Consider the following 24,653-nt stretch of genomic DNA (forward strand, 5'->3'; position numbering starts at 1 on the left):
ATGCTTATGAAAAAAGGCCATAATGGCCATAAAGACGCATAATGCCTTTATTGCCACCTGGCGGCAGAAATATTACTAGCCCTTTAAAGATTTGCTGGATTATGGAAAAAGGTTGCTGAAAACAACAGGATGAAAGATGCTAATGCTGCTGAAATACCAGGTTTTCCCGCCTGTTCACGGACACAATTGCTCACCCGGGGTACCGGTAACTACTGGTTGGTTTGGTTTTGTTAATAAATCATGCACAAGATATACAACCTCTGCAATTTTTTTTACAAATTCTTGCAACTAGACAATAAATTTTTTCAAAAAGGTAATAGGCAGGGATAATAAAATAGGGGAGGGTTAACGTGCGGCCTTTACAGGAGCGCTATGTACGGCTTCCGCGATCTCGCGGATCAGGGAAGTATCTTTTTCGATGGCGTTGCCCACCACAATGATGTCTGCGCCGGCTTTACAGTTCAGGTAAGCTTTCTCCGCATCTCGGATGCCGCCGCCTACGATCACCGGTACTTCCACCTGGCTGGCTACACGGTGGATCATGGATTCAGTAATGGGTTTGCGCGCGCCGCTGCCGGCGTCCATATATATGACCTTCATTCCGAGCATGTCGCCCGCCATGGCGGTGCACATGGCAATATCATCTTTATCCGCAGGGATGGGCGTTGCGTTGCTGATGTAGGAAACTGTGGTAGGGGCGCCGCCGTCTATGACCATATACCCGGTAGAGATCACTTCGAGCCCGCTCTTTTTCACAGCGGCAGCAGAAACAACGTGCTGGCCGATAAGCAATTCTGCGTTACGGCCGGAGATCATGGAGAGATACAGCAATGCATCCGCATATCGCGATACCTGCGACGGGCTGCCGGGGAATAGTATCACCGGAATGGAACAGGTAGCCTTGATCTGCTGAACTACTTCGTCCAAATGGTTCGTGATAACAAGACTTCCTCCCAGGAAAATATAATCAACTTTAGCCTCGGTGCATTTGGCAGTCAGATCAGCAATCCCGGCAGGTGTAACCTTATCGGGGTCTATCAGAACTGCGAATGACTTTGTACCTTTTGCCTTTCTCTCGATAAAGGAACTGTATATTTTTCTGTACATTAATTTTGCATTGTTCCGGTTGAAGCAAATGTATAAATTTTTTTCTAATAAGGCACAGGGTTAAATAAATATGCATGGTATTGATTTTGCAATTGATTTAAGGTGAAAAGCACGCTTTTAATCCGGCTAACTACCGTAGTTTGTTAATGCGCCCTTATGCACAGGCTGTGGATAAGACTAATTGGTGTGAAGAGCATTTAAAATTATTTTAGTAATCCCACTCCAAAAGTGTAATCGGTATCAATTTATCTGTTTAATCCTGTCAAAAATTTCTAGGGCATATGAAAAATCAAGTTAATAAGGCTGGCGGCCTCGCATTTTCCCGCCACTTTACCCGGGAAGGTGTTAGCCCCTATGATCAGTTCCAATATGATATGCGCTCGTCCGTTATCCGCAACCCGGGTGGGGATGTAGTGTTCGAGATGAATAACGTGGAGGTGCCCAGGGCATGGTCGCAGATCGCGACAGACATCCTGGCACAGAAATACTTCAGGAAAGCCGGCGTGCCCCAGGCAGACGGCTCCACAGGCCGTGAAACTTCCGTAAGGCAGGTAGTGCACCGCATGGCCAACTGCTGGCGGGTATGGGGCGAAAAATATGGTTATTTCGCTTCCGCCGCAGACGCGCAGGTGTTCTACGAAGAACTCGTGTACTGCATGCTCAACCAGGCCTGCGTACCTAATTCCCCCCAATGGTTCAATACCGGCCTCCATGAAAGCTACGGCATTAAAGGCAAGCCGCAGGGCCATTATTACGTGGAGCAAAAGACCGGCAAGCTCGAAAAATCAACCTCCGCATACGAAAGGCCCCAGCCGCATGCCTGCTTCATCCTCAGCGTGAGCGACGACCTGGTGAACGACGGCGGCATCATGGACCTCTGGGTACGCGAAGCCCGTATCTTCAAATACGGCTCAGGCGTGGGCACCAACTTCTCACAGATCCGTGGCGAAGGAGAGAAACTCAGCGGCGGCGGTACTTCCAGCGGGCTGATGAGCTTTCTGAAAATAGGGGACAGGGCCGCAGGCGCCATCAAATCTGGCGGCACCACCCGCAGGGCCGCCAAAATGGTATGCCTGGACCTGGATCATCCCGAAGTGCTGGAATTCATCAACTGGAAAGTGGAAGAGGAAAAGAAAGTAGGCGCCCTCATCGCCGCCGGCTATTCTTCCGACTACGAAGGAGATGCTTACCGCACCGTTTCAGGGCAGAATTCCAACAACTCCGTACGCATCCCCAACAGCTTTTTCCATGCCCTGGAAGCGGATGGCGACTGGGAACTGAAAGCCCGCATGAACGGGAAAGTGATGAAGACCGTAAAAGCCGCCGACCTTTGGAACCAGATCGCCTATGCGGCCTGGCGCTGTGCAGACCCCGGCACCCAGTACGACACCACCATCAACGAATGGCATACCTGTCCCCAGGGCGGCCGCATCAACGCATCCAACCCCTGTTCCGAATACATGTTCCTGGACAACACGGCCTGCAACCTCGCATCCGTGAACCTGCGCCGCTTCTTCGACGAAGAAAAGAGCCTGTTCGACGTGCCGGGATTTGAATACACCGTAAGACTGTGGACTACCGTGCTGGAAATTTCCGTGCTCATGGCGCAATTCCCGTCCAAAGAAGTGGCGCAGCTCAGCTACGAATACCGCACGCTGGGCCTGGGCTATGCCAACCTTGGTTCCATGCTCATGGTGAGCGGCATTGCGTACGACAGTGAAGAAGCGCGCGGCATTGCAGGCGCCATCACTGCTATCATGACCGGCGTATCCTACAAAACATCTGCCGAAATAGCCGCCCACCAGGGCGCTTTCCCGAAATACGCCGAGAATAAGGAAGACATGCTGCGCGTGATGCGCAACCACCGGGCGGCAGCCTACGATGCTGCCGAGGCATATGAAGGGATCGAGATCAAACCGCAGGGCATTAACGCGAGGTATTGCCCGGATTACCTGCTGAAAGCCGCCACCAAAGCCTGGGACGACGCAGTGAAGCTGGGCGAGAAACACGGCTACCGCAACGCGCAGGCCACCGTGATCGCGCCCACCGGCACTATCGGGCTGGTGATGGACTGCGATACAACCGGCGTGGAACCCGATTTTGCGCTGGTGAAATTCAAAAAGCTCTCCGGCGGCGGTTACTTCAAGATCATCAACCAATCCATTCCCTCCGCGCTGAAGCACCTGGGGTATAAAGAGAACGAGATCAAAGCGATCGTGGATTATGCAAAAGGCACGGGCAGCTTCTCCGGGGCGCCTTACATCAACCCGCAGAGCCTGAGCGAAAAAGGCTTCATCGCCGAAGAGATCAAAAAGCTGGATGCCGCCGTGGCCTCTTCTTTCGATATTGCTTTCGTGTTCAACGTATACACGCTGGGAGAAGAATGCCTGCAAAGGCTGGGATTCAAGCCTGAACAGTATTTCAGCATGGAATTCAGCCTGCTGCACGAGCTGGGCTTTACAGACGAGCAGATGGAAGCCGCAAACGACTACATATGCGGCACCATGACCGTGGAAGGAGCTCCTTACCTGAAAGAAGCCCACCTGCCTGTGTTCGACTGCGCCAATAAATGCGGTAAAAAAGGCGAAAGATATATCCACGCCCATGGCCACATCCGCATGATGGGCGCCGCGCAGCCGTTCATTTCCGGCGCTATTTCCAAAACCATCAACCTGCCGAACGAGGCCGCAGTTGAAGAGATCGCCGATGCATACAAGCTGAGCTGGGAACTGGGCCTGAAAGCCTGCGCGCTTTACCGCGACGGCTCTAAGCTGAGCCAGCCGCTCAGCAACAAAAGCGACAAAAAGAAAAAATCCACCGAAGCCGCAGAACCCGCTGCAGAAGCGCCCGGCCAGATCATTGAAATGAACAAGCTCACGATAGACGAGCTGCTGGAAGAGCTGAACAAAAGGATGATCGCCAGTTCGGATACTTCGCTGAAACGGGCGCTGTCGCGCATTGTGGAGCGGAAAACATTGCCGGGCAAACGCCGCGGCTTCACGCAGAAAGCAAAAGTGGGCGGGCAGCCGATCTTCCTCCGCACGGGCGAATACAATGATGGAACGCTGGGCGAGATCTTCATAGACCTTGCAAAAGAAGGCTCCACGCTCCGGAGCCTGATGAACTGTTTTGCGATCGCAGTGTCTGTAGGCCTGCAGTACGGCGTGCCGTTGGAAGAGTTTGTAGATAAGTTCGTGTTCACCCGCTTTGAGCCCGCCGGCATGGTGGATCACCCGAATATCAAATCCTCCACTTCACTGATCGATTATATTTTCCGTGTGCTGGGTTATGAATACCTGGGCAGAACGGACCTGGTGCACATCCTGGATGCGCCGGGCAATACCGGCGAAGAGGAGTGGGACGAACCCGTGGTGAAACCTGAATTATCCAATGTGCGTGTGGTGGGAAACACCTCCGGCGCAAGCGGGCCGAAGGCGGTGAAACCACAGCCTGTAGCGGCTTCCAGCGGGGAAAGCAGTACGCAGGATTACATGCGCAGCATGCAGAGCGACGCGCCGGCCTGTAACACCTGCGGCCACATCACTGTGCGTTCAGGAACCTGTTACAAATGCCTGAATTGCGGCAACAGCATGGGTTGCAGCTGAATGGAAGGCGGCGGGAAAGCGCGCTTCTTTAAAAGTTTTTAACAAGTTTTGGAAGAAAACCCGGAACGACCGGTTCGCTGAAATCTGCGATGGTATTGGGTTTGTGGCGATCGTGACGAGCAGAAACTTTGTTAATTATTTGTTATTCAGGTTTAAAAATTTCAGATAAAGTTAACATAGATATACCTTTGTATACAAATAGGGTTTTCATAGGATAGTAACAAATTGAGGGCGCTTTTCTAAGTGCCCTTTTTCTTTTATACCCGCTTCCACAAAGGCTTTTAAAAAAGCTCCCCTTTTTCTCTCCTTCATTTTAATTTTTGTTGTGCGGATAAATTGCAGTGCATTTTGCGTCGCCGGGGAAATTTTTTTTGAAAAAAATGGCGGAGGTTCAAATGTATTTCTGCCGGGTAAAAAAAACATCATTTTGAGCGGGAAAAGTATCTTTTGCCTTTATTCACTTTCAATTCTCCGGGTTTTTATTTTACCAATTGAGATCATAAAGAGCGGGTTTACAGCTGTTTAATGGTCATTTTGCTACCTCCTGATTTTACTGGACATTTTGGAGCGTTAACAAAAAAAGTCTCTCCCAGCCTGGGTTTCCGCTATAGCTCCATACGAATTAACAAAAAAGGCTGTTTTTATTAACAAATCACTGCGGTAGGCAGAACCAAGTTTGTCAGGGCAATGATTTTTTATTCGATTCTATTCAAAAAAAGGCTATTCAGTTTTAAAAAATCTATTTTAAAAAGCAATTTTTGCGTTTTTTGAATATATAAACGAAAGCGATTGTAGTTATTTGATTATTTTTATATTTGTTAAAGTATTAATTTTTTATATGGTTACTGTCCTATGAAAAACCAAATATTCCTACACCGCGAGAATCTTCTTGCACAGTAAATGACTCTCGAAAGCAATGGATTAATCCATTGCTTTTGTTCTTTTATAGGGGGAGGTTCAGTAAAAAAGAAGAGTTTGCCACCAATTATGCCGGCAGCAGGTCGCAGAAATAGAAACGGGTATCCCAATTACCGGGTTCTTCCTTTTGAAAACAGTTATCACCATCATCTTTATAGCAATTACTACCCTGGTTCGCCGCCGGGGAATACACCCGCTCTACCGTTTCGCCGATGGTGAACGGCACGGGAGCGGCAAACAGGGGGCCGTCGAACACAAAACTGTGGAACTCGCCGTTTTCCCCACAGGGATCCACTCCCGGGGGCAGATCGGCGAGGAAGGCTTCATCTATTATTCTCCCGGCAAAGGAAGCCGGTAAATATTTCGCGTTTACGCATACTATCACCGCTTTAAAGCCCGCCGCGATGAAATCCCGGACCAGCGTAGCACTGTCCTGCTTCCATAGCGGGAACACCCCTTCCATGCCCGCCTGCGCCAGCTGGCTTTCCCGGTAAGCCCGCAGGTCTTCCAGGAAAATGTCGCCGAACACGGCGTGGCGTATCCCGGAAGCCTGGAATTCACCCAGCGCTTCATGCATTATGCGATTGTAATCCTCCATGGAAGCGTGTTCCGGCAGGAAGGCCTTTTTCACCGGGAGTCCCGTTTGCCGGGCCTGCTCGTCCAGCAGTTCTTCCCGCACCCCGTGCATAGACACGCGGCGGAATGCTCCGCTTAAAGTGGTGAACAGGTGCCGCACTTCGTACCCGGGCGTTTGCCGCAGCTGCCAGAGGGCAAAAGCGGCATCTTTGCCCCCGCTCCAGTTGATATATGCTTCCATTTAACGTAAAATTATTTAAAATCCCCTTCTCCGCGGGAAACGGGAATATTATATTTGACAAAATACTATCCCATGCGATTCGCCTCCCTTTTATTCCTGCTCCTCTGGATATTGCCCGCCGCGGCCCAGCAAAAGGCCCTCATTGCTGGCCCCATGGCCGGTTCTGTTGAGCTGCGCGACGTTATTATCTGGCTGGAAGCGGGTTCTGCCGTGAAGCAGGCTGCTATCCGGTATTACGAAAAGGGAAAACCGGCCGCGGCCAGGACGGAACGTTTTACCGGCGAACTGGGCAAACGCTACAATCCTGTTAAGATACAGCTCGTGAACCTGGAACCGGGCACGGCTTATGAATATGAAGTGCTGCTGGACGGGAAGGCCGTGAAAAGATCCGCCTTTACCACCAAAACGCTCTGGCAATACCGCCAGCCTGCGCCTGATTTCAGCTTTCTCACCGGTTCCTGCGCTTATTTTAATGAACCGGCATACGACCGCCCGGGGAAACCCTATGGCAACGATTCTTCTATTTTTGAGACCATGGCCGCGGTGCCGGCCGATTTTATGATGTGGCTGGGCGACAACTGGTATACCCGCGACGCAGACTTCCACTCCGTACCAGGCCTGCAATACCGCGCCCACCGCGACCGGTCGCTGCCAGTATTGCAGCGGTTCCTCCAGGCCATGCCCCATTACGCCGTTTGGGACGATCACGACTACGGCCCCAACAACGCCAATAAATCCTACATCTTCCGCGATCAAAGCCGCGAAGTGTTCTCCCAATACTGGCCCAACCCCAGTTTCGGGGAAGAAGGCAAAGGCATTTATACCCGCTACAGCTTCAGCGATGTAGACTTTTTCCTGCTGGACGGGCGGTACTGGTCCAGCGCGGGCGAGCTGCCAGACAGCATCAATGGCCAGCCCAATCCTACTAAAAAAATGTACGGCGACCAGCAGATGGAGTGGCTGAAGAACGCGCTGCTCACCAGCAATGCTTCCTTTAAGATCATCGTAACCGGCAGCCAGGCGCTCAATCCTATTTCAATTTTTGACAGTTTTCATCACTTTCCTGTTGAATATCATGATTTTATGAATTTCCTGGACCAGAATCACATTCCCGGCATCCTTTTCCTGACCGGGGACCGACACCATTCGGAGGTGATAAAGCTGCCCCGGGAAAACAATTACCCGCTTTATGACATTACCAGTTCACCGCTTACTTCCGGGGTGGGCGGGGTGCTCCTGGGGAATGAAAAAAACAATCCATACCGCGTGCCTGGTACGCTGGTGGTGACCCAGAACTTCGCACGGATCAGCGTTTCCGGCCCCAAAGGAGGGCGGTGGCTGAAGCTGGAGTTCATGGATAAGGGGAAGCAGGTTTTGGGCAATTTTGAGGTGAACCAGCAGGAACTGATGAAATAATTTCCGGGAAGCTGCAACTTTTGGGCTGGATGGTCGTCTTTTAAGTACAAACCCACACGATTAGTACCTGGATATGTGCAGTTTGTACCGTAGAAGTACCTGTTCGTCAATTAGGGGTAAAATATCTCAGTTATTTTGTATTTTTAGGTCATTAAATCTTACCCGTATGAAAAAGCTGTTGTTCATGTTGATACTGGGTACAGTTACAACCGCTGCAGCGTTCGCCCATAATGGCGATAAAACAAACAACAACGGCGACAAGCCGGACAAGGGTGCAAAAGCCAAAACCGCTACGAGGGTGGAAGACTTTATTTGGGGCTTGCCTCAATCTTCCAACAAAGTGGAAAAGGTGGAAGAAGCTGAAATGCAAAAGGCCATCGTTGACCTGTATAAATGGTATTTACAGAATGAAACCCGCGTGAACAGCAACACTCCTTTGAAAGGCGACGACGGCCAGGATGTGGTGGCGCCGTTCAAGGTAGATCCCAAAGTGCTGCAGCAATACCTGAAATTCATCAAGAAGAACTTCCCTGGTCTTAATGAAGAAGACCTCAGCGATAAACGTAACGTTACTTCTTCCGTACGCAAAAACAACGCGCCAGTGTCCACCTGCGACGACCTGGACGCACCAATGTCTTTGACCGCTTCAAAATAATTTCGTAAGTTCGTTGAATGCATTTGCTACAGTTCACTTACAACAAGGAAGAGGTTATTAATGCATTACGATTTCACTTTCTCCGCCGGGGCGAGATCAAAGTATTTCGCAATACCCTCATAATTTTATTGATTGCCACAATTACGGGTTACCTGTTTAACGTGGTGAATTTTAATGCCCTGCTCGGCATTTGCGCCATGATGGTCGTGTTGGGCTGGGCTTTCTGGTATTTGCTGCCGGTTTCTACTTACAATAAGGCAGCTACTTTCAAAGACAGTATCCGCCTGCGTTATAACGAAGAAGGCATGGCCATTTCAACCGGGCAGGGAGAGCGCAGCATGCCGTGGAGAATATTTTCACAGATCATAGAAACGCGGAATTTCTTTTTTATTTACCGCGATAAACGCACATTTTTTCTCATTCCCACCAGTGCATTCGAGAACGAAGAAGCCCGCAACGGTTTCAGTTCGCTGATGCAATCCACTTTCAAAGATTACAGCCGCCTGAACATTTCATAGTGCGGGATATTCACTTCCGTAAATTCTTCACCGCGCACCTGGTAGCCGTTTTTTTCATAAAAAGGCACCGCTTCTTTACGCGCATGCATCATCAGTTCCGAAAAACCGCTGGCCCGTGCCTGCTGTTCCGCGAAAGCGAGGATCTTGCTTCCCGTGCCGCTCCTCTGCATGGTTTCATCTACCGCCATCTGCCTTAACTGCACAGTGTTTTCATCCACCGGGCTGAGTATGCAGCAACCGATGATCTGCTCATTTTCAAAACCGCCGATGAGCACGTCTGAGATCTCCTGCTGTAAATATTCAGGTGAAAAAGTGAGGCCGAGCGGGCGGCGCAGTATCTTATCGCGCAAGGCCACCATATCGTGGTAGTCGCAACTGCCGTATTCTATGGTCCGGATCGTTAACATGCGGCAAAGTTATGGCTTCTCATACAGGCACTTCCTGGAAATATTCGAGTATCAGCGGGGCAACGGATTTCACCTCCAGGAAGGGATCGCTGATCTGCAGGGCGTTAGGATGCGTGTCTGTACACACCAGTTTTTCCACCAGCCCGCTGTTCCTGATCTTTTCAAAGCCGTTGCCCGCAAAGATGCCATGGGTCGTGATCACGGCAATGCTGCCGGCGCCCGCTTCACGGTAAGCTGCCGCGGCCTGCAGCAGGGAGCCGCCGGTACGGATCATATCGTCGTAAATGATGACGAGCTGGTCCTGCACATTGGCGCTGATGGCAGTAATGTCGGTTTCTTCGCCGGAAAGCCTCTTTTTGAAGACGAACGCAGCGGAAACATGAAGATCGTTGGCCAGGGATTCCACCCATTTGGCGCGGCCTGCGTCTGTACTGGCCATTACGAACGGCCTGCCACGGGCTATTTCGAGGGCGGCGTTGCGCACGAAGGTTTTGCCATAGAGATGCACAGGGCGGATATTGCTTTCGAAATAATAGGAAATGCCGTCTACATGCAGGTCGATCAGTATCACCTTTGCGCCCAGCGAAGTGGTGGGCAGGGCGGAGAAAAGGATGGCGCGGTTCTTGGCTTTCACGATTTCGCCGTATTTTACAGCCCTTTCCATGGTGGAATACCCGAAATAGGGGATCACAAGGCTGATGCACAGCGCCCCGTTCTGTATGCAGCCATGGGCAATGTCGAAGAGCTCGAGGGTTTCCTTATCGTCTATTGTTCCGCCGATGAGCACCGCTTCTTTTCCGCTAACGTTGCTGGTTATACGATGGTAATGTTCCCCGTCCGGGAAGTCGCGGATGGTCATTTGCCCGTCTTCCCAGTCGTCCGGGGCCAGGGACAGAATGCGTTCTTTCAGGTAGAGGTACCGTTGGGTGCAAAAGAGTATCTTTCGGGCCATGGCGCAGTATTTGAATGGTTGTTTGCCGAATTTAGGCAAATCTGCGGCATTGGCGGACTTGTGTGATAAATATTTTTAACGTTTCTTTTGATCCGGGAACGCTAATTTTGATTGAATAGTATGAAGCATGTTCTGATCAGATACACTGTTGCACTGGCCTTGTTCTTAATACCGGGTTTACAGGAAGCCGCTGCCCAGGTCCGCCTGATGGGGATGGTAACCGATGCGGACACCCGCACGGGCCTGCCCTCTGTCAGTATCTGGAATAAGCGCTCCGGCATGGGCACCGTGAGCAACGAAACCGGCCGTTATTACATCGAGGCGCTGCCGGGCGATACCATCGAGTTTACCATGATCAGCTACGTGCGCACCCAGATCGTGGCGCCGGGCATTTCAGGCACCCAGAACGTGCAAATGAAACGGCACATCTTCGGGCTGCAGGGGGTCAACATCCGCGGCCGCATTTATAAGCAGGACTCGCTGGCTATGCGCGACGAATACGAAAAATACTTCGGCTACAAACGGCCCGGTGCACTGGATGTGTTGAAAACACTGCCTTCCAATCCCATCACGGCACTGAGTTACCTCATTCCCAGCAAAGCCCGCAAACGCAAAGAAGCATTCGGGGAACAGCTGAAATACTGGGAAGAGGAAAAACATATCGATCACCGCTACAATCCTGACCTGGTGCAGCGCATGACCAAACTGGAAAGCCCGGAGCTGGATTCCTTCATGCTGCGTTACCGCCCTTCTTACAATTTCCTGCTGAGTGCATCGGATTACGACCTGATGCTGTTCATCAAACAGGCGTTTGAAAAATACCAGAAACAGCAGGGAATACTACCGAAAGACACTACACCGGCACAATAACAATATGCATAAAAAAGCGGCCCCTGAGCCGCTTTTTTATTGATTCGAATTTCTTATTTCAACAGGGAACCTTTCAGCCTGTGCAGCTCCGTTTCCGCCACCTTCGTATTATACCTCGCCTGGATGAGCCTGTAGGCAGCCAGTTCAAGGCTTTGCTGCGCTTCTTTTACTTCCAGCGTGGTAGACACGCCCTGCCTGAAACGCTCCAGCGCCACCATGGTATTCTCGCGCGCAAGGTCCACGCTTTCCTGCTCCAGCGTTAAGGCCATCTTGTAATATTCATAATCCTTGAAAGCATTCGTAAGCAAGAGGTTCACCTGCGACTGCGTGTTTTCCATTGCCAGCTGCTGGTAGGAAATATCCAGCTTGGCCGCTTTCAGCGCGCGGTGTGCGTTGAGGCCATTGAATATGGGAACGGTGGCGGAGAAGCCGTAGTTGAAACCCCTGTTCTGGTTGAATATCGGGCTGAACTGGTTCACCGCCGCGCTGGCATTGGATTGCGTGAAATTGTATGCGGAGTTGAAAGCGATCACCGGGTAAAAATCGCCTTTCCTTTCTTTCAGCACCAGCTTTGATATTTCGAGGTTCTGGCGGGCTACCTGCATTTGCGGGTTGGTGTTCGGCAGGTCCTGCAGTATTTCGCCATAGGAAAGGGAAAGGTTTACAGGGATGCTGTCGTTCACATCGTAATTGAGGTTCCCGTCTGCAATGCCCAGCAGCTGGTTGAGCGCGGCTTTGCTTTGCTCGATGGCCGTTTGCTGGCGGAGCCAGTTGGCGCGCTGCGCGTTGTAATCCACTTTGGCCTGCAGCCAGTCTGTTTTAGGCGCGAGGCCGGTCTGGAACTTGGCGTCGGAGAGTTTTACCCGTTCGTCTGAAATGCTCATCTGCTCGGCCAATGCGCGCAGCTGCTGCTTTTGCTGGGCGATGTTATAATAGCTGTTGATAATGTTGGCGATGGAATTTTCCACCTGGTTCTTCACGTTCAACTCGCCCAATATCTCGATAGCTTGTATGCGGTTGCGCGTGGCGAACATCTTGAGCCCGTCGAACAGCGTCCAGTTGAGGTTTACGGCCGCCTGCAGCTGCCGGTTCTTGATGCCGCTGGTATCTCTTTTGGTGCCGTTGCCGAATTCCTGCTTGGTAGCCGTATTGGTCCATACCTGTGAAGCGGTGCCATTCAGGCGCGGCGCGAATGCGAAGTTGGCGTATGCGTTGTCGTTGGCTGCCACGTCCGCGTCGTTGCGGGCCAGCCGTATGTCGAAGTTATTCTTTAAACCCAGGTCTATCGCCTGCTCCAGCGTAAGCACCTGTTGCTGTGCTTTGGCGCTTACCGCCAGCTGAAGAAAGAATATCCCCGTCAATAATTTTCTGTTCAATTTCATTTTATTCAGTTTACCGTTTCCCGTTGCCGGGAGCGATGATTCTTTTTCTTATGCGTGAGATACGGAGGCGGCTGCTTCGGGTGACGCCTGTTCCGCGGTTTCTTCGTCAGCCCCGCTGAGCTTGCCCCTGCGGCTCAGGAAAGTATAGATCGCGGGGATCACATACAGCGTGAGCACGAGGGAGAACATGATGCCGCCGACAATTACGATACCAAGCGGTATACGGCTGGTAGACGCCGCGCCAAGGCTCATGGCGATAGGCAGCGCGCCCAGCGCCATCGCGAGGCTCGTCATCAGGATCGGGCGAAGGCGCATCACGGAGCCATCCACCGCAGCGCGCATTTTCTGTTTGCCCGCGTCGCGCATGTGGTTGGCAAATTCCACGATCAGGATACCGTTCTTCGTTACAAGCCCTATCAGCATGATCACCCCGATCTGGGAGAAGATGTTCCAGGTTTGGCCGAACAGCTTGAGTGAAAGGAATGCGCCGGCAAACGCCATGGGCACGGTAAGCATGATGATGAAAGGATCCACCCAGCTTTCGAACTGCGCGGCCAGTACGAGATAAATGAGCACCAGCGCCAGCAGGAGGGCAAACATGGTATTGGAGCCGCTCTCCGCATAGTCGCGGCTGGAGCCGCTGAGCGCGGTGGCAAACGATTCGTCTATCACGCCTTCTTTCTGCAGTTTCGCATAAATGGCATTCATGGCGTCTATACCGTCGCCGATGGTTTTGCCCGGGGCAAGACCGGCGGAGATGGTGGCGGATTTCATACGGTTAAAGTGATAGATCACCGGCGGGCTTGTTTCTTCCTGGATGGTCACCAGGTTGTCCAGCTGGATGGCTTCGCCGCGGGTATTGCGCACGTAGATGCTTTGCAGGTCAACAGGATCGTCGCGGTCTGCGCGGAACACCTGGCCCATTACCTGGTATTGTTTACCGTTGCGGATGAAATACCCGAAGCGGCGGTTGCTCAATGCAAGCTGGAGGGTGGAAGAAATATCAGCCACTGAAACGCCCAGCTCGCTTGCTTTTGCTCGGTTAATGGAAATGCGCAGCTCGGGCTTGTTGAACTTGAGATCTACGTCTACGCCCTGGAACACAGGATTGGCGGAAGCCTCGTCCATAAACCTCGGGATCACGGCGGAGAGTTTTTCAAAGTTCACGTTTTGCAGCACAAAAGCTACGGGAAGACCACCGCGGCGGCCCACCTGGATAGTTTGCTGCTCGATGGCGAATACCTTGCCCTGCGGGAAGCGGTACATGTTGCGGTTCACCATGTTCACGATATCTTTCTGCGAACGGGTCCTGTCTTTCGGCTCCGGCAGCGTTACAAAAGAGAAAGCGGTGTTCACCGAGCCGGCGCCGGAGAAGCCGGGCGCTGTCACGGAAAGGATCACTTTCTTTTCCGGGATGGAATCGATCATGAAATCCACGAGGCTGGTCACGTATTTGTCCATGGCGTCGTAGGAGGTGCCTTCGGGCGTGGTGACGGAAAGGCGGAACGTGCTGCGGTCTTCCACCGGCGCCAGTTCTGATTGCAGGTTGCTGAACAGGAAATAGATCATCACAAGGCATCCCGCGATCACCACGAAGGCCATCCAGCGCACTTTCATGAACGCTTCCAGCGAGCGTTTATAACCGTTTTCGAGGCCGCTGAAGAAAGGTTCTGTTTTTTCGTAGAACCAGGAATGTTTATGTGTTTTGCGCGCGAGCTTAACGTTCAGTACAGGCGTGAGCGTGAGCGATACGAATGCGGAGATCAGTACCGCGCCGGCCACTACGATGCCGAATTCCCGGAAGAGGCTTCCCACGAAGCCCTGGAGGAAGATAATAGGAAGGAATACGAATGCAAGCGTTATGGAAGTGGCGATTACTGCGAAGAAGATCTCTTCGGAGCCTTCTTTGGCGGCGCGCATTTTGGGCATACCCGCTTCGATCTTTTTATAGATGTTCTCCGTTACCACGATACCGTCATCCACCACAAGCCCCGTTGCCAGTACAATGGCGAGCAGGGTGAGGATGTTGATGGTGAAGCCGCAGACGTACATGATGAAGAACGCGCCGATCAGCGAAACGGGAATGTCTACGATCGGGCGGAGGGCCATGAGCCAGTCGCGGAAGAAAAGGTACACGATCAGGATCACGAGCACCAGCGCGATGATCAGCGTTTCCTGTACTTCAAGGATACTCTTCTTGATGAAGGCAGTATTGTCCATCGCGATGTTCAGCGTGTAATCGTCGGGCACTTCTTTTTGCAGGTCCGCATATCTTTTATAAAATTCCTCTGAAATGGCCACATAGTTGGAGCCCGGCTGCGGAATAAGCGCCAGCGCGATCTGCGGGATATTGGATTCTTTCAGCTGTGTTTCTTCGTTCTCGGGGCCGAGCACTGCCTGGCCAACGTCGCGGAGGTGGATCTCTGCTCCGTTTACGGTCTTAATGATAAGGTCGTTGAATTCTTCTTCCGTATCGAGCCGGCCAAAGGTACGCACAGTGAGCTCTGTGGCGTTACCGGCGATCTTGCCGGAAGGCAGTTCCACGTTCTCACGCGCCAGGGCGTCCTGCACGTCGCCGGGGGTAAGGCTGTAGGCTGAAAGGCGCGAAGGGTCGAGCCAGATGCGCATGGCGTATTTCTTTTCACCCCAAACCTGGATGGCGGATACGCCGGGAATGGTTTGCAGCCTTTCCAGCAGCACGTTGGTCGCATATTCTGTGATCTCCAACTGGTTGTGCGTATTGCTCTGCACGGTCATGGAAATGATGGCGTCCGAGTTGGCGTCTGCCTTAGACACAACGGGCGGGGCTTCCAGGTCTTGCGGGAGGTTCCGCTGCGCCTGGCTCACTTTGTCGCGCACGTCGTTGGTGGCTGCTTCCAGGTCTTCGCCGAGTTCAAACTCCACGGTGATGTTGCTGCTGCCCTGGCTGCTGAGGGAAGAGATATTTTTAATACCGGCCACGCCGTTGATGGCTTTTTCCAGTACTTCTGTGATCTGCGTTTCAATGATGTCTGAGTTGGCGCCGGGGTAGGAGGTGCGCACGTTCACAACGGGCGGGTCTATGGCGGGAAAGTCGCGCACGCCCAGGAAAGTAAAGCCCACGAGGCCGAAGATCACTATGATGATATTCATCACAATGGCCAGTACGGGCCGTTTGAGGGATATGGAAGGTAAACTCATGATAATATCTGTTAGCGTTAATCAATGATCGTTGCACATAGTCAACGCACTTACTGCACCTTGTTATATTTGAACGGCATGCCCGGCTTGAGCTGCAGGATACCGGTGGTGATCACGGTGTCTCCCACCTGCAACCCGTCCGTGATCTGCACATTGCTTTCGTTCCGGATGCCGGTTTCCACGTTCACGAACTTTGCCTTTCCGCTGTCTGCCACGATCACCTGTTTGAAGCGGGTGCCGGGGATGACTGCCTGTGATGGTATCATGATGGCGTTCGGGTTGTCTTTCAGCTGGATCGTTGTTTTGGCGAAAGAGCCCGGGAACAGCCTGCCGGAAGCATTGGGCACGATGGCGCGGATCTTCACGCTGCGGGTGGCCAGGTCTATCTTGGGATCTATAGCATAAATGCTGCCACGGTATTTAACTGTATCGCCGGCCACGGTAAAGGTAACGGGGTCGCCTTTACGAATGGCGTTCTTATATTTCTCGGGCGATGCAAAATCGATTTTGAGCGGGTCCAGTTGCTGGAGGGTGGTCATAACGGTAGTAGGACCAACGATGGCGCCTTCGCTCACGTTGCGCAGGCCGAGGGTACCGCTGAAGGGCGCCCTGATCTCTGTTTTCTGCAGCTGGGCGCGGTTGTATTCGATATCCGCGGCATAAGCGCTCACCTGGTTGCTGGTCACATCCACATCCTGCTGGCTGATACCGTTGATCTTTAACAGCTGTTGCTGGCGGGTGAGGGTGGTTTTGGCCAACTGCTGTTGCAGTTCCAGCTTGTGGATCTGCGCGAGGATGTCGCCGTCATATAATTTAATGAGAAGGGTGCCTTTGCTTACTTTCACGCCTTCTTTGAAGAATATCCTGGTGATGCGGCCGGTGATCTCTGGTTTGAGTTCCACTTCTTCGTTGCTCTGGAGGGTACCGCTGGCTTCGATGTTCTCGTCGAGCTTGACGGGGGTTACCACGTAGGCGTCTACGAGGATGGCCCTTCCGGGTCCGGCGCCCCTGTTTCCTCCTGCTGCTGCGCCTCCGCGGGGGGCTTCGGGTTCTTTAGGATTGTTGCTTTTCGCGGCCAGTTTATAAATAAAGAAGCCGGCTACTGCCAATACGAGGAATAACAGAACGATTCTAGTGGTCTTATTTCGCATGTTTCAAATGAGTATAATATGTTTAACTGTTGCCGGATTACCGTGTCTGAAGCCAGTGTTCGCCCCGGGTTAAGTTATGGCGGGCCCGTTGCTGCAAGTTACGGGATTTCATAACCGGACAAATATAATAGTTGGACGTTAAGCCTTCCGCGATCCGGTTTTAAATGTGGTTAAGTGGCGGTATAAAAGGTTGAATGGTCAACTTATATGTCATAACACATAAATGGTATATAATGGCGGGCGGAGGGGGATGGAGTAGCGGTTATGTACTATATATAATGGTGTAAGCGGGTATAAAAGGAGATGTAAAACGTAAAAAGACATGAGCGATTTCGTGCATATGGAATCCGCTGGAACCTGCGAAGGGCGCGTTAAATGCAGGAATTACAATGGTATCGGGCGTGTTAGTAAATTGGAAATTCTGGGTTAAAATTGGCCGATATCCTTGGCAATTGAATAAAAATTATATTTTTGCAGTCAAGTTTTAAACCAAAAACACTTAAAATTATGTCAGACATTGCATCAAGAGTTAAAAAGATCATTATTGACAAATTAGGCGTTGACGAAGCCGAGGTAACTCCTGAAGCCAGCTTCACCAACGACTTAGGCGCTGACTCTTTGGATACGGTAGAACTGATCATGGAATTCGAAAAAGAATTCAACATCTCCATTCCTGACGAACAAGCAGAAACTATCACCACTGTTGGCCAGGCAGTAGCTTACCTGGAAGAACACGTAAAATAATCCAACAACCAGAACTGTTTTAATGCAACCAAGACGAGTAGTCGTTACAGGTTTAGGCGCGCTGACACCGCTCGGCAATTCCGTTGATGCCTTCTGGCAGGGATTGGCGAACGGTGTATCCGGCGCTGATTACATCAGGCAGTTTGATGCTTCCAAATTCAAAACCCGCTTTGCCTGCGAGCTGAAAGACTTCGATCCTGCGAATTATATGGATAAGAAGGACGCGCGCAAGATGGACCCTTTCACACAAACAGCCGTGATCGCAGCCGACCAGGCTGTGGCAGATGCCAGGATCGACCGGAATTCTGTGGATGTGGACCGGGTGGGCGTTATTTGGGGCACAGGTGTTGGCGGGATGATCAACTTTACCAACGAGTTAAAGGAATTCCATGCCGGAGACGGTACTCCCCGGTTCAGTCCTTTCCTGATCACCCGCCTGATCCTGGATATTGCCGCAGGGCATATATCCATGCGTCATGGTTTCAGGGGCCCTAACTTTTCGGTAGTGTCGGCTTGCGCCTCCGCTACCAACGCCATCCTGGAAGCCATGTACACCATCCGCTACGGTAAGGCGGACATGATCATTACCGGCGGATCGGAAAACATCATCAATGAACCTTGTGTAGGCGGATTTAATGCCATGAAGGCATTGAGCGAGCGGAACGACGATCCGAAAACAGCTTCCAGGCCTTTCGACCTGGACCGCGATGGTTTTGTAATGGGCGAGGGCGCCGGCGCTTTGGTGCTGGAAAGCTACGAACATGCCATGGCCCGCGGCGCGAAGATCTATGTTGAACTCGCCGGCGGCGGCGCTACAGCGGACGCACACCACATCACCGCACCCCACCCCGAGGGGCTGGGCGCGCTGAACGTGATGAAAGCAGCCCTGAAAGATGCCAACCTCCAGGCCGAAGACATAGATTATATTAACGTTCACGGGACCTCTACCCCTCTTGGAGACATTGCGGAGGTAAAGGCCATTCAGCAAGTATTCGGTGAAGCTGCATACAAACTGAATATCAGCTCCACCAAATCCATGACCGGGCATCTGCTCGGAGCGGCCGGTGCTGTGGAGAGCATTACCATTATCAAAAGCATTTTGGAAGGCCTCGTGCCCCCCACCATCAACCACTTCACTGACGATCCCCAACTGGATGCCAGGTTGAATTTTACCTTTAACGTAGCACAAAAAAGACAAGTAAGAGCAGCCCTCAGCAATACCTTCGGGTTCGGCGGGCATAATGCTTCTGTTATTTTCAAAACATTTGTTCCTTGACTGTGTGAAAATAGTTCCAGGTTTCTTATACAAGATCATCTACGGGAAAAGACGCCTGTACAAAGACCTTTACAATTTACTCGGGTTCCATCCGGGTAACCTGTCCTTGTACGAGGTAGCCCTTAGCCACCGCTCCAGCAAAGAGAAATTCCTCGAAAGCAACGAGCGCCTGGAATACCTCGGCGATGCCATCCTGGGCGCTATCATCGGCGACTACCTCTTCAAAAAATACCCCTACAAAACGGAAGGTTATCTCACCGAGATGCGTTCCAAGATCGTGAACCGCCAGCAGCTCAACGACATTGCCATCAAAATGGGTCTGCGCAAACTCACCATCTACGACAAATACAACTCCTTCCTTAAGATCAGCCAGATCTTCGGCAATACCCTGGAAGCCCTTGTAGGCGCCGTTTACCTGGACCGTGGTTACAACCAGACCAAACAGTTCGTCCACAAACGCATCCTCGTTCCCTACATCGACCTGGAAGCCCTGGAAACCGTGGAAATGAACCACAAGAACAAGCTTTACGGCTGGGCCAACAAGAACGGCAAAACGCTGGAGTTTGAGCTCATCGAAGAACAAATGGACAATGGCCGCCGCATCTTCACCGTAGGCGCCATGCTCAACGGCGAGCTGATCTGCACCGGCAAAGCCTTCAATAAAAAAGACGCCAGCCAGATCGCAGCCTCCCAGGCCATCGAACTGTTGGGGATTGGCGGGGACGACAAATAAAACAGCTTCAAATTCACTTCAACATTCACGGATAGCTTTGATGTCAGATCTTTGAAGATTTTACATCAAACCGCAGGATCGTTTTCAGCTTTTCAGCCGCCGTCTTGGTCGGATCGCTGAGGTAGATCTCATGATGGGCGCCGGTTACCTCCAGGTTGTGCTGGCGGATATATTCATCCAGCTTTTGAAGGGTGGGTGTTTCAGCATCGTAAGAGCCGGTGTGCAGGATCTGCGCGGCCAGTACGGCGGGCTGCGCTTCCCATTGCAGTTCATGGAGGTGAGCGGGATTCCTGTTCCCGGCCAACGCCACCGCCTGTTTGAAATCATTCTTTGCAACGAACGCCGGCATCTGGATCTGCAGCTTCCAGTGCCATTCCTCCCGCGGCCTTTCAGTCACCGGCTCGCCGCTTTCGGCCCACCAGAGGCCTTCCAGCGCGGCTACTTTAAAATCCTGGTCCTGGAGCTTGTTGATCTTTTTGATGTTGTATGCCACGGCATACAGCGCTTTGATCTTCGCTTTGAACCTGCCGGTGGCGGGATCGCCCGCACCTTCAACAGTAATATAATTGGCCGCGGAAACGGTGATCAGTTCCGGAGCGGCTTTGGCGCGGTAGTATTGTTTTTGTTCTTTGGAAAGATCAGTCTTTTGCATAAGTCATCGGTTTATGCAAAGGAACACCGGTGGTGTGACAGCCTTATGTCAGCAGCTGTAATGCTCGCTCAGCATTTTGATCTGTTTGCGTACGGTTTCTTTCAGGCTTTCCGGTTCAAGCACGGTTGCGCCGTTGCCCATCATCAGCAGCCAGCGGGCGAAGTAGTCCGGGTGCTGGTACATGAAATGCATTTCGACGTAGTTTTCTTCATTCTTCTCCTGTACTACGCCGTAATAATATTTCTGTTCACGGAGGTGACGGGCAATGTCGTAGGAGAAACGCATTTTTATCAGCACCGGCTGTTCATGCTCGGCCCTGAATTCCTGGGCAATGTATTGTTGCAGGCTCATGCGTTTGCTCTTGTCAAACTGCTGGTCTGTAAGGTGGAGGTTCTTGATCCGGTCTGCCCGGAAGTCGCGGTAATCGTTGCGCAGGCGGCAAAAGCCGATCAGGTGCCAGCTGCTGTGCATGTGAAAAATGCCGATGGGCTCTATTTCGCGGCGGCTAACGGAGTCGCTGTGATAGGAATAATATTCCATGGACAGCACGCGCTGACGGGCCACGCCATCTTGTATGTCGCTGAGGAAACGGTTGGGGAATTCGTCTTCTGTAGACACCCGCGGGCTGCGCAGCACGGCGATATTATCGTCCAGCGATTCGAGAAAATCCTTGTCGCTGCCGCGAAGCACGGCCCTGATCTTTTGCATGGCATTGCTGAATTGCTGGTGATTGGAGCGGTCGCTGTGTTTTTCCATGAGCTTTTCCCCGGTGAGCAGGGCTGCGGCCTCGGTACGGTTAAACATCACGGGGGGCAGGTGATAGCCGTCCACGATGTAATAGCCGGTGCCGGCTTCGGAACCAATGGGCACTCCGGCTTCCATGAGGGCTTTCACATCACGGTAAACGGTGCGGAGGCTGAGGTTGTAGCGGTCGGCTATTTCCTGGGCCTTGACGATCTTTTTCCCCTGGAGTTGTACAAGTATGGCAGTCAGGCGGTCTATACGGTTCATGCTTCAAATTTACATTTTCCCGGATGCCCGGGAAACCCCGGGGATTTTTTTGACGTATTTAAACTATGAACTTTTTAAATGGTCAAATGATATAACGTTAGAAAAAAACGTGTTTCAACGCACATGTTTTAATCAATAAGGACGTCTAACCACCAGTAACAAACACAACTAAAAAGATATTTTTATAATACTAGTTGCTGTTACAGCATATAGTTAGGTTAAATGGTAAAGCCCTGATAATTCCTTATCGGGGCTTCTTTATGCTTATTAATCAACGTGTTGGCCCTAATAGCTCATTTCATTCAGCTTCACTTTACCCCTGAAGGTCCAGAAAACGAATATGGTATACGAAAGTACCAGCGGCGTGCCGATCGCGGCCATCAACAACATGATCCTCAGCGATTTGGGAGATGATGCAGCGTCGTAAATACTGACACTGTAAGCCGGATCGATGGTGGAAATGACAATGTTGGGGTATAACCCGATGGCAAACAGGATCAGCAGTATGGCGGTGATGCAGCTGGAGAAAACGAAGGCCGTGAAATATTTCCTGCTGTCGATATTCCTTTTGATGTTCAGCACCGTTAGTACGGCCAGCAGCGGCAGGGCAAACAGCCATGGGTTTTGCTTGAATTCATCCGTCATGTGCGGGATGTAGATGAGGGTAGACATGCTGGCAAGGATGAAGCAGAGGATAAAGAATTTGCTGCAGTTGTTCACCAGTACGGTCAGTTTCGCATAGAGGCGGTTCTCCGTTTTCATGACAAGATAAATAGCGCCATGGAGCATGAACAGCGAGAGGGTAGTGAAGGCGATGAGGATGGCGTAGGGGTTGAAGAATGTAAGCAGGCCGCCGGTGAATTCATGCTTCGCGTTGATGGGAATGCCCTGGATGAGGTTGCCCAGCACCAGCCCCAACAGCAGGGTAATGAGTGTGCTGGAAGCCATGTAGCTGATGTCCCACATCTTCCGCCACCAGGCCATCGGCTCCTTGCTCCTGAATTCTATGGAGATAGCGCGGAAAATAAGCGCCACGAGGAACAGCATAAAAGGAATGTAGAACGTAGACAGGATGGTGCCGTATACCAGGGGGAAACCCGCAAACAGCGCCCCGCCGGCAATTACCAGCCATACTTCATTCCCGTCCCACACCGGCCCGATGGCATTGAGGGCAATGCGCCTGCTTTCTTCCTTGTTGAAAAAAAGATGAAGGCTTCCCGCCCCGAGGTCGAACCCGTCCAGCACGCCATAGCCGGTAATGAGCCCGCCGATCACGAGGAACCATAAAGTGGGGAGATCTAATCCGAGAATTGTGTCCATAATTTGTTCGTTTTATCAGGAATGTTCAGGAGCCTGGAGCTGTTTGATATTACGTTTCGAGAATTCGTCGCTTTCTTCCTCTTCGTTGGGCGTCATGGCCGGCCCGTGCTGGATCTTCTTGTTCAGCAGGTACAGGAACAAGACAAAAAGAAGGGTGTATACCAGGGTAAAGAGCACCAGGGAAAACACGACCTGGTTGGCTTTCACGTCTTTGCTCAATGCATCGGACGTGCGCAGCAGGCCATACACGACCCATGGCTGGCGGCCTACTTCCGCGGCGTACCAGCCCGCCTGGTTGGCGATCTGCGGCAACAGTACCGCCCAAACGAAGATGCTCATGAGCCATCGCTGGTCAAATAATTTTTTCTTCCAAAGCAGGAACAGCGCCAGCAGCGTAAGTCCTATCAAAGTAACGCCGATGGCCACCATGAGGTGATAGGTCTGGAATACGAAGTTCACCGCGCCGGGCTGTTCATTTTCAGGGAAAGCGTTCAGGCCGGTAACGGGAGCGGAGAAGCTGCCATGCGTGAGAAATGAAAGTCCGCCAGGGATGCGGATGCCGGCAGTTTTCCCGGTAGCTTTATCCACCCAGCCAACGATGTACATATCTGCCACGGCCGAACTGTCGAAGTGGCCTTCCATGGCCGCGAGCTTGGCGGGCTGGTATTCGCTTACATATTCCGCGGAGCGGTGCCCGGTGAAAAGCTGCGCCAGCGCGCTGATGGCGGCCACGGAGAGCCCGACCCTGAACATCGCTTTTGCGGGGGTAACGAATTTATTTTTCAGGATATACCAGGCGGCTACGCTCATCACAAGGAAAGAACCCGCCAGGAAAGCGCCGATCAGCACGTGCGACAGGCGGTCTACCGACGATGGGTTGAACACCATCTCCCAGAAGTCCGTGATAACGGCCCGCGCTTCCAGCCCTTCGCCTTCGATCACGTATCCCGTGGGCGTTTGCTGCCAGGAGTTGGCCACTACGATCCAGATGGCGGAAAAGATGGAGCCGAGCGCAACCATGATGGTGGAGAAGAAGTGAACGCCCTTACCTACACGGTTCCAGCCGAAGATCAGTATGCCGAGGAAGCCGGACTCCAGCGCGAAAGCGAAGATGCCTTCCGCGGCCAATGCGCTGCCGAACACGTCGCCCACGTAGCGGGAATAGGTAGCCCAGTTGGTGCCGAATTCAAACTCCATAACGATGCCCGTAGCCACGCCAATGCCGAATATGAGCGCAAATATCTTGATCCAGAACCGGGTAATGTCCTCATACATTTTATTGCCTGTGCGCAGGTACAGGCCTTCCATGATCACGAGGCATACGCCCAGCCCGATGCTCAGCGGGGGATAGATGTAATGGAAAGCGATGGTGAAGGCAAATTGTATGCGCGAGAGGATTTCTACAGAGGGCATGATATGGAGTTTATATCGCAAAAGTAGCCTGCCCGGCGGTGGTTTGTCCTGATAACCGTCAGGGCAGGAACCTGACGTTGATCAATTTAAGAAACAACCGGCGGAAAGGAAAGGTTTTTCGAAAATGATAACGTAAATAACAGCAAACTGTCTTGATACACACCGTTTTCTTAATAACAAGCTTTTAACACATCGTCCACGCTTGGGAATATACCTTTGATCCATCATTGAGGGTCAATTACGTTTGTAACGAGCTTTCAATGAATTAAATTGGAGCGTATTTAACGGGTCTGGGGTTCTCCCCGGACCTGTTTGTTTATATATCCCGGCATCTCTATTAACAACCAATTAACAAATCTTAACATTTAGTCTGGTTAATTTCGACCGAGCTGGGAATCTTTTTTATACCAGTAAGTTCAAATATAAATTGGAGAGTAAATTTCCTGGCCCGATCTTCATCGGGCTAGCCCTTTGGTAAATTTCGTTTTGTTAATCAGTTGTTGCCGGATAAGCAGCATTTAAACAG

Annotated in this window: 20 protein-coding genes; 8 read left to right on the top strand and 12 right to left on the bottom strand. The window is 51.7% G+C overall.

The features are described 5' to 3' along the window. Positions 1 to 345: 345 nt before the first annotated feature. Positions 346 to 1,107 (bottom strand): geranylgeranylglyceryl/heptaprenylglyceryl phosphate synthase, encoded by a 762-nt coding sequence (locus R3I13_RS07710; protein ID WP_346317347.1) that lies wholly within the window; start codon positions 1,105 to 1,107, stop codon positions 346 to 348. A gap of 281 nt (positions 1,108 to 1,388) precedes the next feature. On the opposite strand from R3I13_RS07710, the gene R3I13_RS07715 reads away from it, so the two are divergent. Then, positions 1,389 to 4,712 carry a vitamin B12-dependent ribonucleotide reductase gene (locus R3I13_RS07715; RefSeq protein ID WP_346317348.1) on the top strand — a complete coding sequence of 1,108 codons (3,324 nt, stop codon included), beginning with the start codon at positions 1,389 to 1,391 and terminating at the stop codon, positions 4,710 to 4,712. Positions 4,713 to 4,919: 207 nt separating this feature from the next. Here R3I13_RS07715 and R3I13_RS07720 read toward each other — a convergent pair whose 3' ends face one another. Further along, on the bottom strand, positions 4,920 to 5,138 hold the full coding sequence (locus R3I13_RS07720) for a hypothetical protein (protein WP_346317349.1): 219 nt from the start codon (positions 5,136 to 5,138) through the stop codon (positions 4,920 to 4,922). A gap of 559 nt (positions 5,139 to 5,697) precedes the next feature. Further along, positions 5,698 to 6,447: an ATP-binding protein gene (locus R3I13_RS07725; protein ID WP_346317350.1), complete on the bottom strand. Its 750-nt coding sequence runs from the start codon at positions 6,445 to 6,447 to the stop codon at positions 5,698 to 5,700. 72 nt (positions 6,448 to 6,519) lie between these two features. On the opposite strand from R3I13_RS07725, the gene R3I13_RS07730 reads away from it, so the two are divergent. The 3 genes from R3I13_RS07730 (at position 6,520) to R3I13_RS07740 (ending at position 9,036) form a co-directional block, all read left to right on the top strand. Then, positions 6,520 to 7,863: an alkaline phosphatase D family protein gene (locus tag R3I13_RS07730; protein WP_346317351.1), complete on the top strand. Its 1,344-nt coding sequence runs from the start codon at positions 6,520 to 6,522 to the stop codon at positions 7,861 to 7,863. Between the two features lie 166 nt (positions 7,864 to 8,029). Further along, positions 8,030 to 8,518 carry a hypothetical protein gene (locus tag R3I13_RS07735; protein WP_346317352.1) on the top strand — a complete coding sequence of 163 codons (489 nt, stop codon included), beginning with the start codon at positions 8,030 to 8,032 and terminating at the stop codon, positions 8,516 to 8,518. A gap of 17 nt (positions 8,519 to 8,535) precedes the next feature. Further along, positions 8,536 to 9,036 carry a YcxB family protein gene (locus tag R3I13_RS07740; protein WP_346317353.1) on the top strand — a complete coding sequence of 167 codons (501 nt, stop codon included), beginning with the start codon at positions 8,536 to 8,538 and terminating at the stop codon, positions 9,034 to 9,036. Here R3I13_RS07740 and R3I13_RS07745 read toward each other — a convergent pair. Both R3I13_RS07745 and prs read right to left on the bottom strand, forming a co-directional pair. Continuing rightward, positions 9,012 to 9,443, bottom strand: coding sequence for a GNAT family N-acetyltransferase (locus R3I13_RS07745; protein WP_346317354.1), 432 nt, complete (start codon positions 9,441 to 9,443; stop codon positions 9,012 to 9,014). The two genes, R3I13_RS07740 and R3I13_RS07745, sit on opposite strands and share 25 nt — an antisense overlap. A gap of 19 nt (positions 9,444 to 9,462) precedes the next feature. Then, on the bottom strand, positions 9,463 to 10,395 hold the full coding sequence (gene prs, locus R3I13_RS07750) for a ribose-phosphate diphosphokinase (protein WP_346317355.1): 933 nt from the start codon (positions 10,393 to 10,395) through the stop codon (positions 9,463 to 9,465). A 120-nt stretch (positions 10,396 to 10,515) separates the two neighbouring features. Between prs and R3I13_RS07755 the strand changes: the two genes are divergently transcribed. Further along, a complete protein-coding gene (locus tag R3I13_RS07755) occupies positions 10,516 to 11,265 on the top strand; it encodes a carboxypeptidase-like regulatory domain-containing protein (RefSeq protein WP_346317356.1) in 750 nt (249 codons plus the stop codon). 53 nt (positions 11,266 to 11,318) lie between these two features. Here R3I13_RS07755 and R3I13_RS07760 read toward each other — a convergent pair whose 3' ends face one another. From R3I13_RS07760 to R3I13_RS07770, 3 genes are read right to left on the bottom strand one after another with little or no spacing between them, the layout of a single operon-like run. Next, positions 11,319 to 12,647, bottom strand: coding sequence for a TolC family protein (locus R3I13_RS07760; protein ID WP_346317357.1), 1,329 nt, complete (start codon positions 12,645 to 12,647; stop codon positions 11,319 to 11,321). Between the two features lie 48 nt (positions 12,648 to 12,695). After that, positions 12,696 to 15,827, bottom strand: a complete 3,132-nt coding sequence (locus tag R3I13_RS07765; RefSeq protein ID WP_346317358.1) for an efflux RND transporter permease subunit — start codon at positions 15,825 to 15,827, stop codon at positions 12,696 to 12,698. A gap of 50 nt (positions 15,828 to 15,877) precedes the next feature. Then, positions 15,878 to 16,978: an efflux RND transporter periplasmic adaptor subunit gene (locus tag R3I13_RS07770; RefSeq protein WP_346317359.1), complete on the bottom strand. Its 1,101-nt coding sequence runs from the start codon at positions 16,976 to 16,978 to the stop codon at positions 15,878 to 15,880. A gap of 507 nt (positions 16,979 to 17,485) precedes the next feature. On the opposite strand from R3I13_RS07770, the gene R3I13_RS07775 reads away from it, so the two are divergent. The 3 genes from R3I13_RS07775 to rnc are packed head-to-tail and all read left to right on the top strand — an operon-like array spanning position 17,486 to position 19,731. Beyond that, positions 17,486 to 17,722 (top strand): acyl carrier protein, encoded by a 237-nt coding sequence (locus R3I13_RS07775; protein WP_012788038.1) that lies wholly within the window; start codon positions 17,486 to 17,488, stop codon positions 17,720 to 17,722. 22 nt (positions 17,723 to 17,744) lie between these two features. Beyond that, the gene (fabF, locus tag R3I13_RS07780; RefSeq protein WP_346317360.1) at positions 17,745 to 18,998 is read left to right on the top strand and encodes a beta-ketoacyl-ACP synthase II; all 1,254 of its coding nucleotides are present in this window, start codon (positions 17,745 to 17,747) and stop codon (positions 18,996 to 18,998) included. Positions 18,999 to 19,002: 4 nt separating this feature from the next. After that, on the top strand, positions 19,003 to 19,731 hold the full coding sequence (gene rnc / locus R3I13_RS07785) for a ribonuclease III (protein ID WP_346317361.1): 729 nt from the start codon (positions 19,003 to 19,005) through the stop codon (positions 19,729 to 19,731). 43 nt (positions 19,732 to 19,774) lie between these two features. Here the strand turns inward: rnc and R3I13_RS07790 are convergent, their stop codons facing one another. From R3I13_RS07790 to R3I13_RS07805, 4 genes are all read right to left on the bottom strand, one after another. Further along, on the bottom strand, positions 19,775 to 20,383 hold the full coding sequence (locus tag R3I13_RS07790) for a GyrI-like domain-containing protein (RefSeq protein WP_346317362.1): 609 nt from the start codon (positions 20,381 to 20,383) through the stop codon (positions 19,775 to 19,777). 48 nt (positions 20,384 to 20,431) lie between these two features. Then, complete coding sequence (locus R3I13_RS07795) at positions 20,432 to 21,394, bottom strand: YafY family protein (RefSeq protein WP_346317363.1); 963 nt, start codon at positions 21,392 to 21,394, stop codon at positions 20,432 to 20,434. 285 nt (positions 21,395 to 21,679) lie between these two features. Next, on the bottom strand, positions 21,680 to 22,714 hold the full coding sequence (cydB, locus tag R3I13_RS07800; protein ID WP_346317364.1) for a cytochrome d ubiquinol oxidase subunit II: 1,035 nt from the start codon (positions 22,712 to 22,714) through the stop codon (positions 21,680 to 21,682). A 15-nt stretch (positions 22,715 to 22,729) separates the two neighbouring features. Then, entirely contained in the window at positions 22,730 to 24,127 is a 1,398-nt protein-coding gene (locus tag R3I13_RS07805) for a cytochrome ubiquinol oxidase subunit I (RefSeq protein ID WP_346317365.1), read from the bottom strand. Positions 24,128 to 24,653: the final 526 nt, after the last annotated feature.

The sequence above is a fragment of the Chitinophaga sp. YIM B06452 genome, assembly GCF_039655965.1.
Lineage (GTDB): Bacteria > Bacteroidota > Bacteroidia > Chitinophagales > Chitinophagaceae > Chitinophaga.

Bases quoted from the DNA above. Each gene is read 5' to 3' on its own strand.
- R3I13_RS07710 (WP_346317347.1), bottom strand. From the start codon at position 1,107: ATGTACAGAAAAATATACAGTTCCTTTATCGAGAGAAAGGCAAAAGGT.
- R3I13_RS07715 (WP_346317348.1), top strand. From the start codon at position 1,389: ATGAAAAATCAAGTTAATAAGGCTGGCGGCCTCGCATTTTCCCGCCAC.
- R3I13_RS07720 (WP_346317349.1), bottom strand. From the start codon at position 5,138: ATGATGTTTTTTTTACCCGGCAGAAATACATTTGAACCTCCGCCATTT.
- R3I13_RS07725 (WP_346317350.1), bottom strand. From the start codon at position 6,447: ATGGAAGCATATATCAACTGGAGCGGGGGCAAAGATGCCGCTTTTGCC.
- R3I13_RS07730 (WP_346317351.1), top strand. From the start codon at position 6,520: ATGCGATTCGCCTCCCTTTTATTCCTGCTCCTCTGGATATTGCCCGCC.
- R3I13_RS07735 (WP_346317352.1), top strand. From the start codon at position 8,030: ATGAAAAAGCTGTTGTTCATGTTGATACTGGGTACAGTTACAACCGCT.
- R3I13_RS07740 (WP_346317353.1), top strand. From the start codon at position 8,536: ATGCATTTGCTACAGTTCACTTACAACAAGGAAGAGGTTATTAATGCA.
- R3I13_RS07745 (WP_346317354.1), bottom strand. From the start codon at position 9,443: ATGTTAACGATCCGGACCATAGAATACGGCAGTTGCGACTACCACGAT.
- prs (WP_346317355.1), bottom strand. From the start codon at position 10,395: ATGGCCCGAAAGATACTCTTTTGCACCCAACGGTACCTCTACCTGAAA.
- R3I13_RS07755 (WP_346317356.1), top strand. From the start codon at position 10,516: ATGAAGCATGTTCTGATCAGATACACTGTTGCACTGGCCTTGTTCTTA.
- R3I13_RS07760 (WP_346317357.1), bottom strand. From the start codon at position 12,647: ATGAAATTGAACAGAAAATTATTGACGGGGATATTCTTTCTTCAGCTG.
- R3I13_RS07765 (WP_346317358.1), bottom strand. From the start codon at position 15,827: ATGAGTTTACCTTCCATATCCCTCAAACGGCCCGTACTGGCCATTGTG.
- R3I13_RS07770 (WP_346317359.1), bottom strand. From the start codon at position 16,978: ATGCGAAATAAGACCACTAGAATCGTTCTGTTATTCCTCGTATTGGCA.
- R3I13_RS07775 (WP_012788038.1), top strand. From the start codon at position 17,486: ATGTCAGACATTGCATCAAGAGTTAAAAAGATCATTATTGACAAATTA.
- fabF (WP_346317360.1), top strand. From the start codon at position 17,745: ATGCAACCAAGACGAGTAGTCGTTACAGGTTTAGGCGCGCTGACACCG.
- R3I13_RS07790 (WP_346317362.1), bottom strand. From the start codon at position 20,383: ATGCAAAAGACTGATCTTTCCAAAGAACAAAAACAATACTACCGCGCC.
- R3I13_RS07795 (WP_346317363.1), bottom strand. From the start codon at position 21,394: ATGAACCGTATAGACCGCCTGACTGCCATACTTGTACAACTCCAGGGG.
- cydB (WP_346317364.1), bottom strand. From the start codon at position 22,714: ATGGACACAATTCTCGGATTAGATCTCCCCACTTTATGGTTCCTCGTG.
- R3I13_RS07805 (WP_346317365.1), bottom strand. From the start codon at position 24,127: ATGCCCTCTGTAGAAATCCTCTCGCGCATACAATTTGCCTTCACCATC.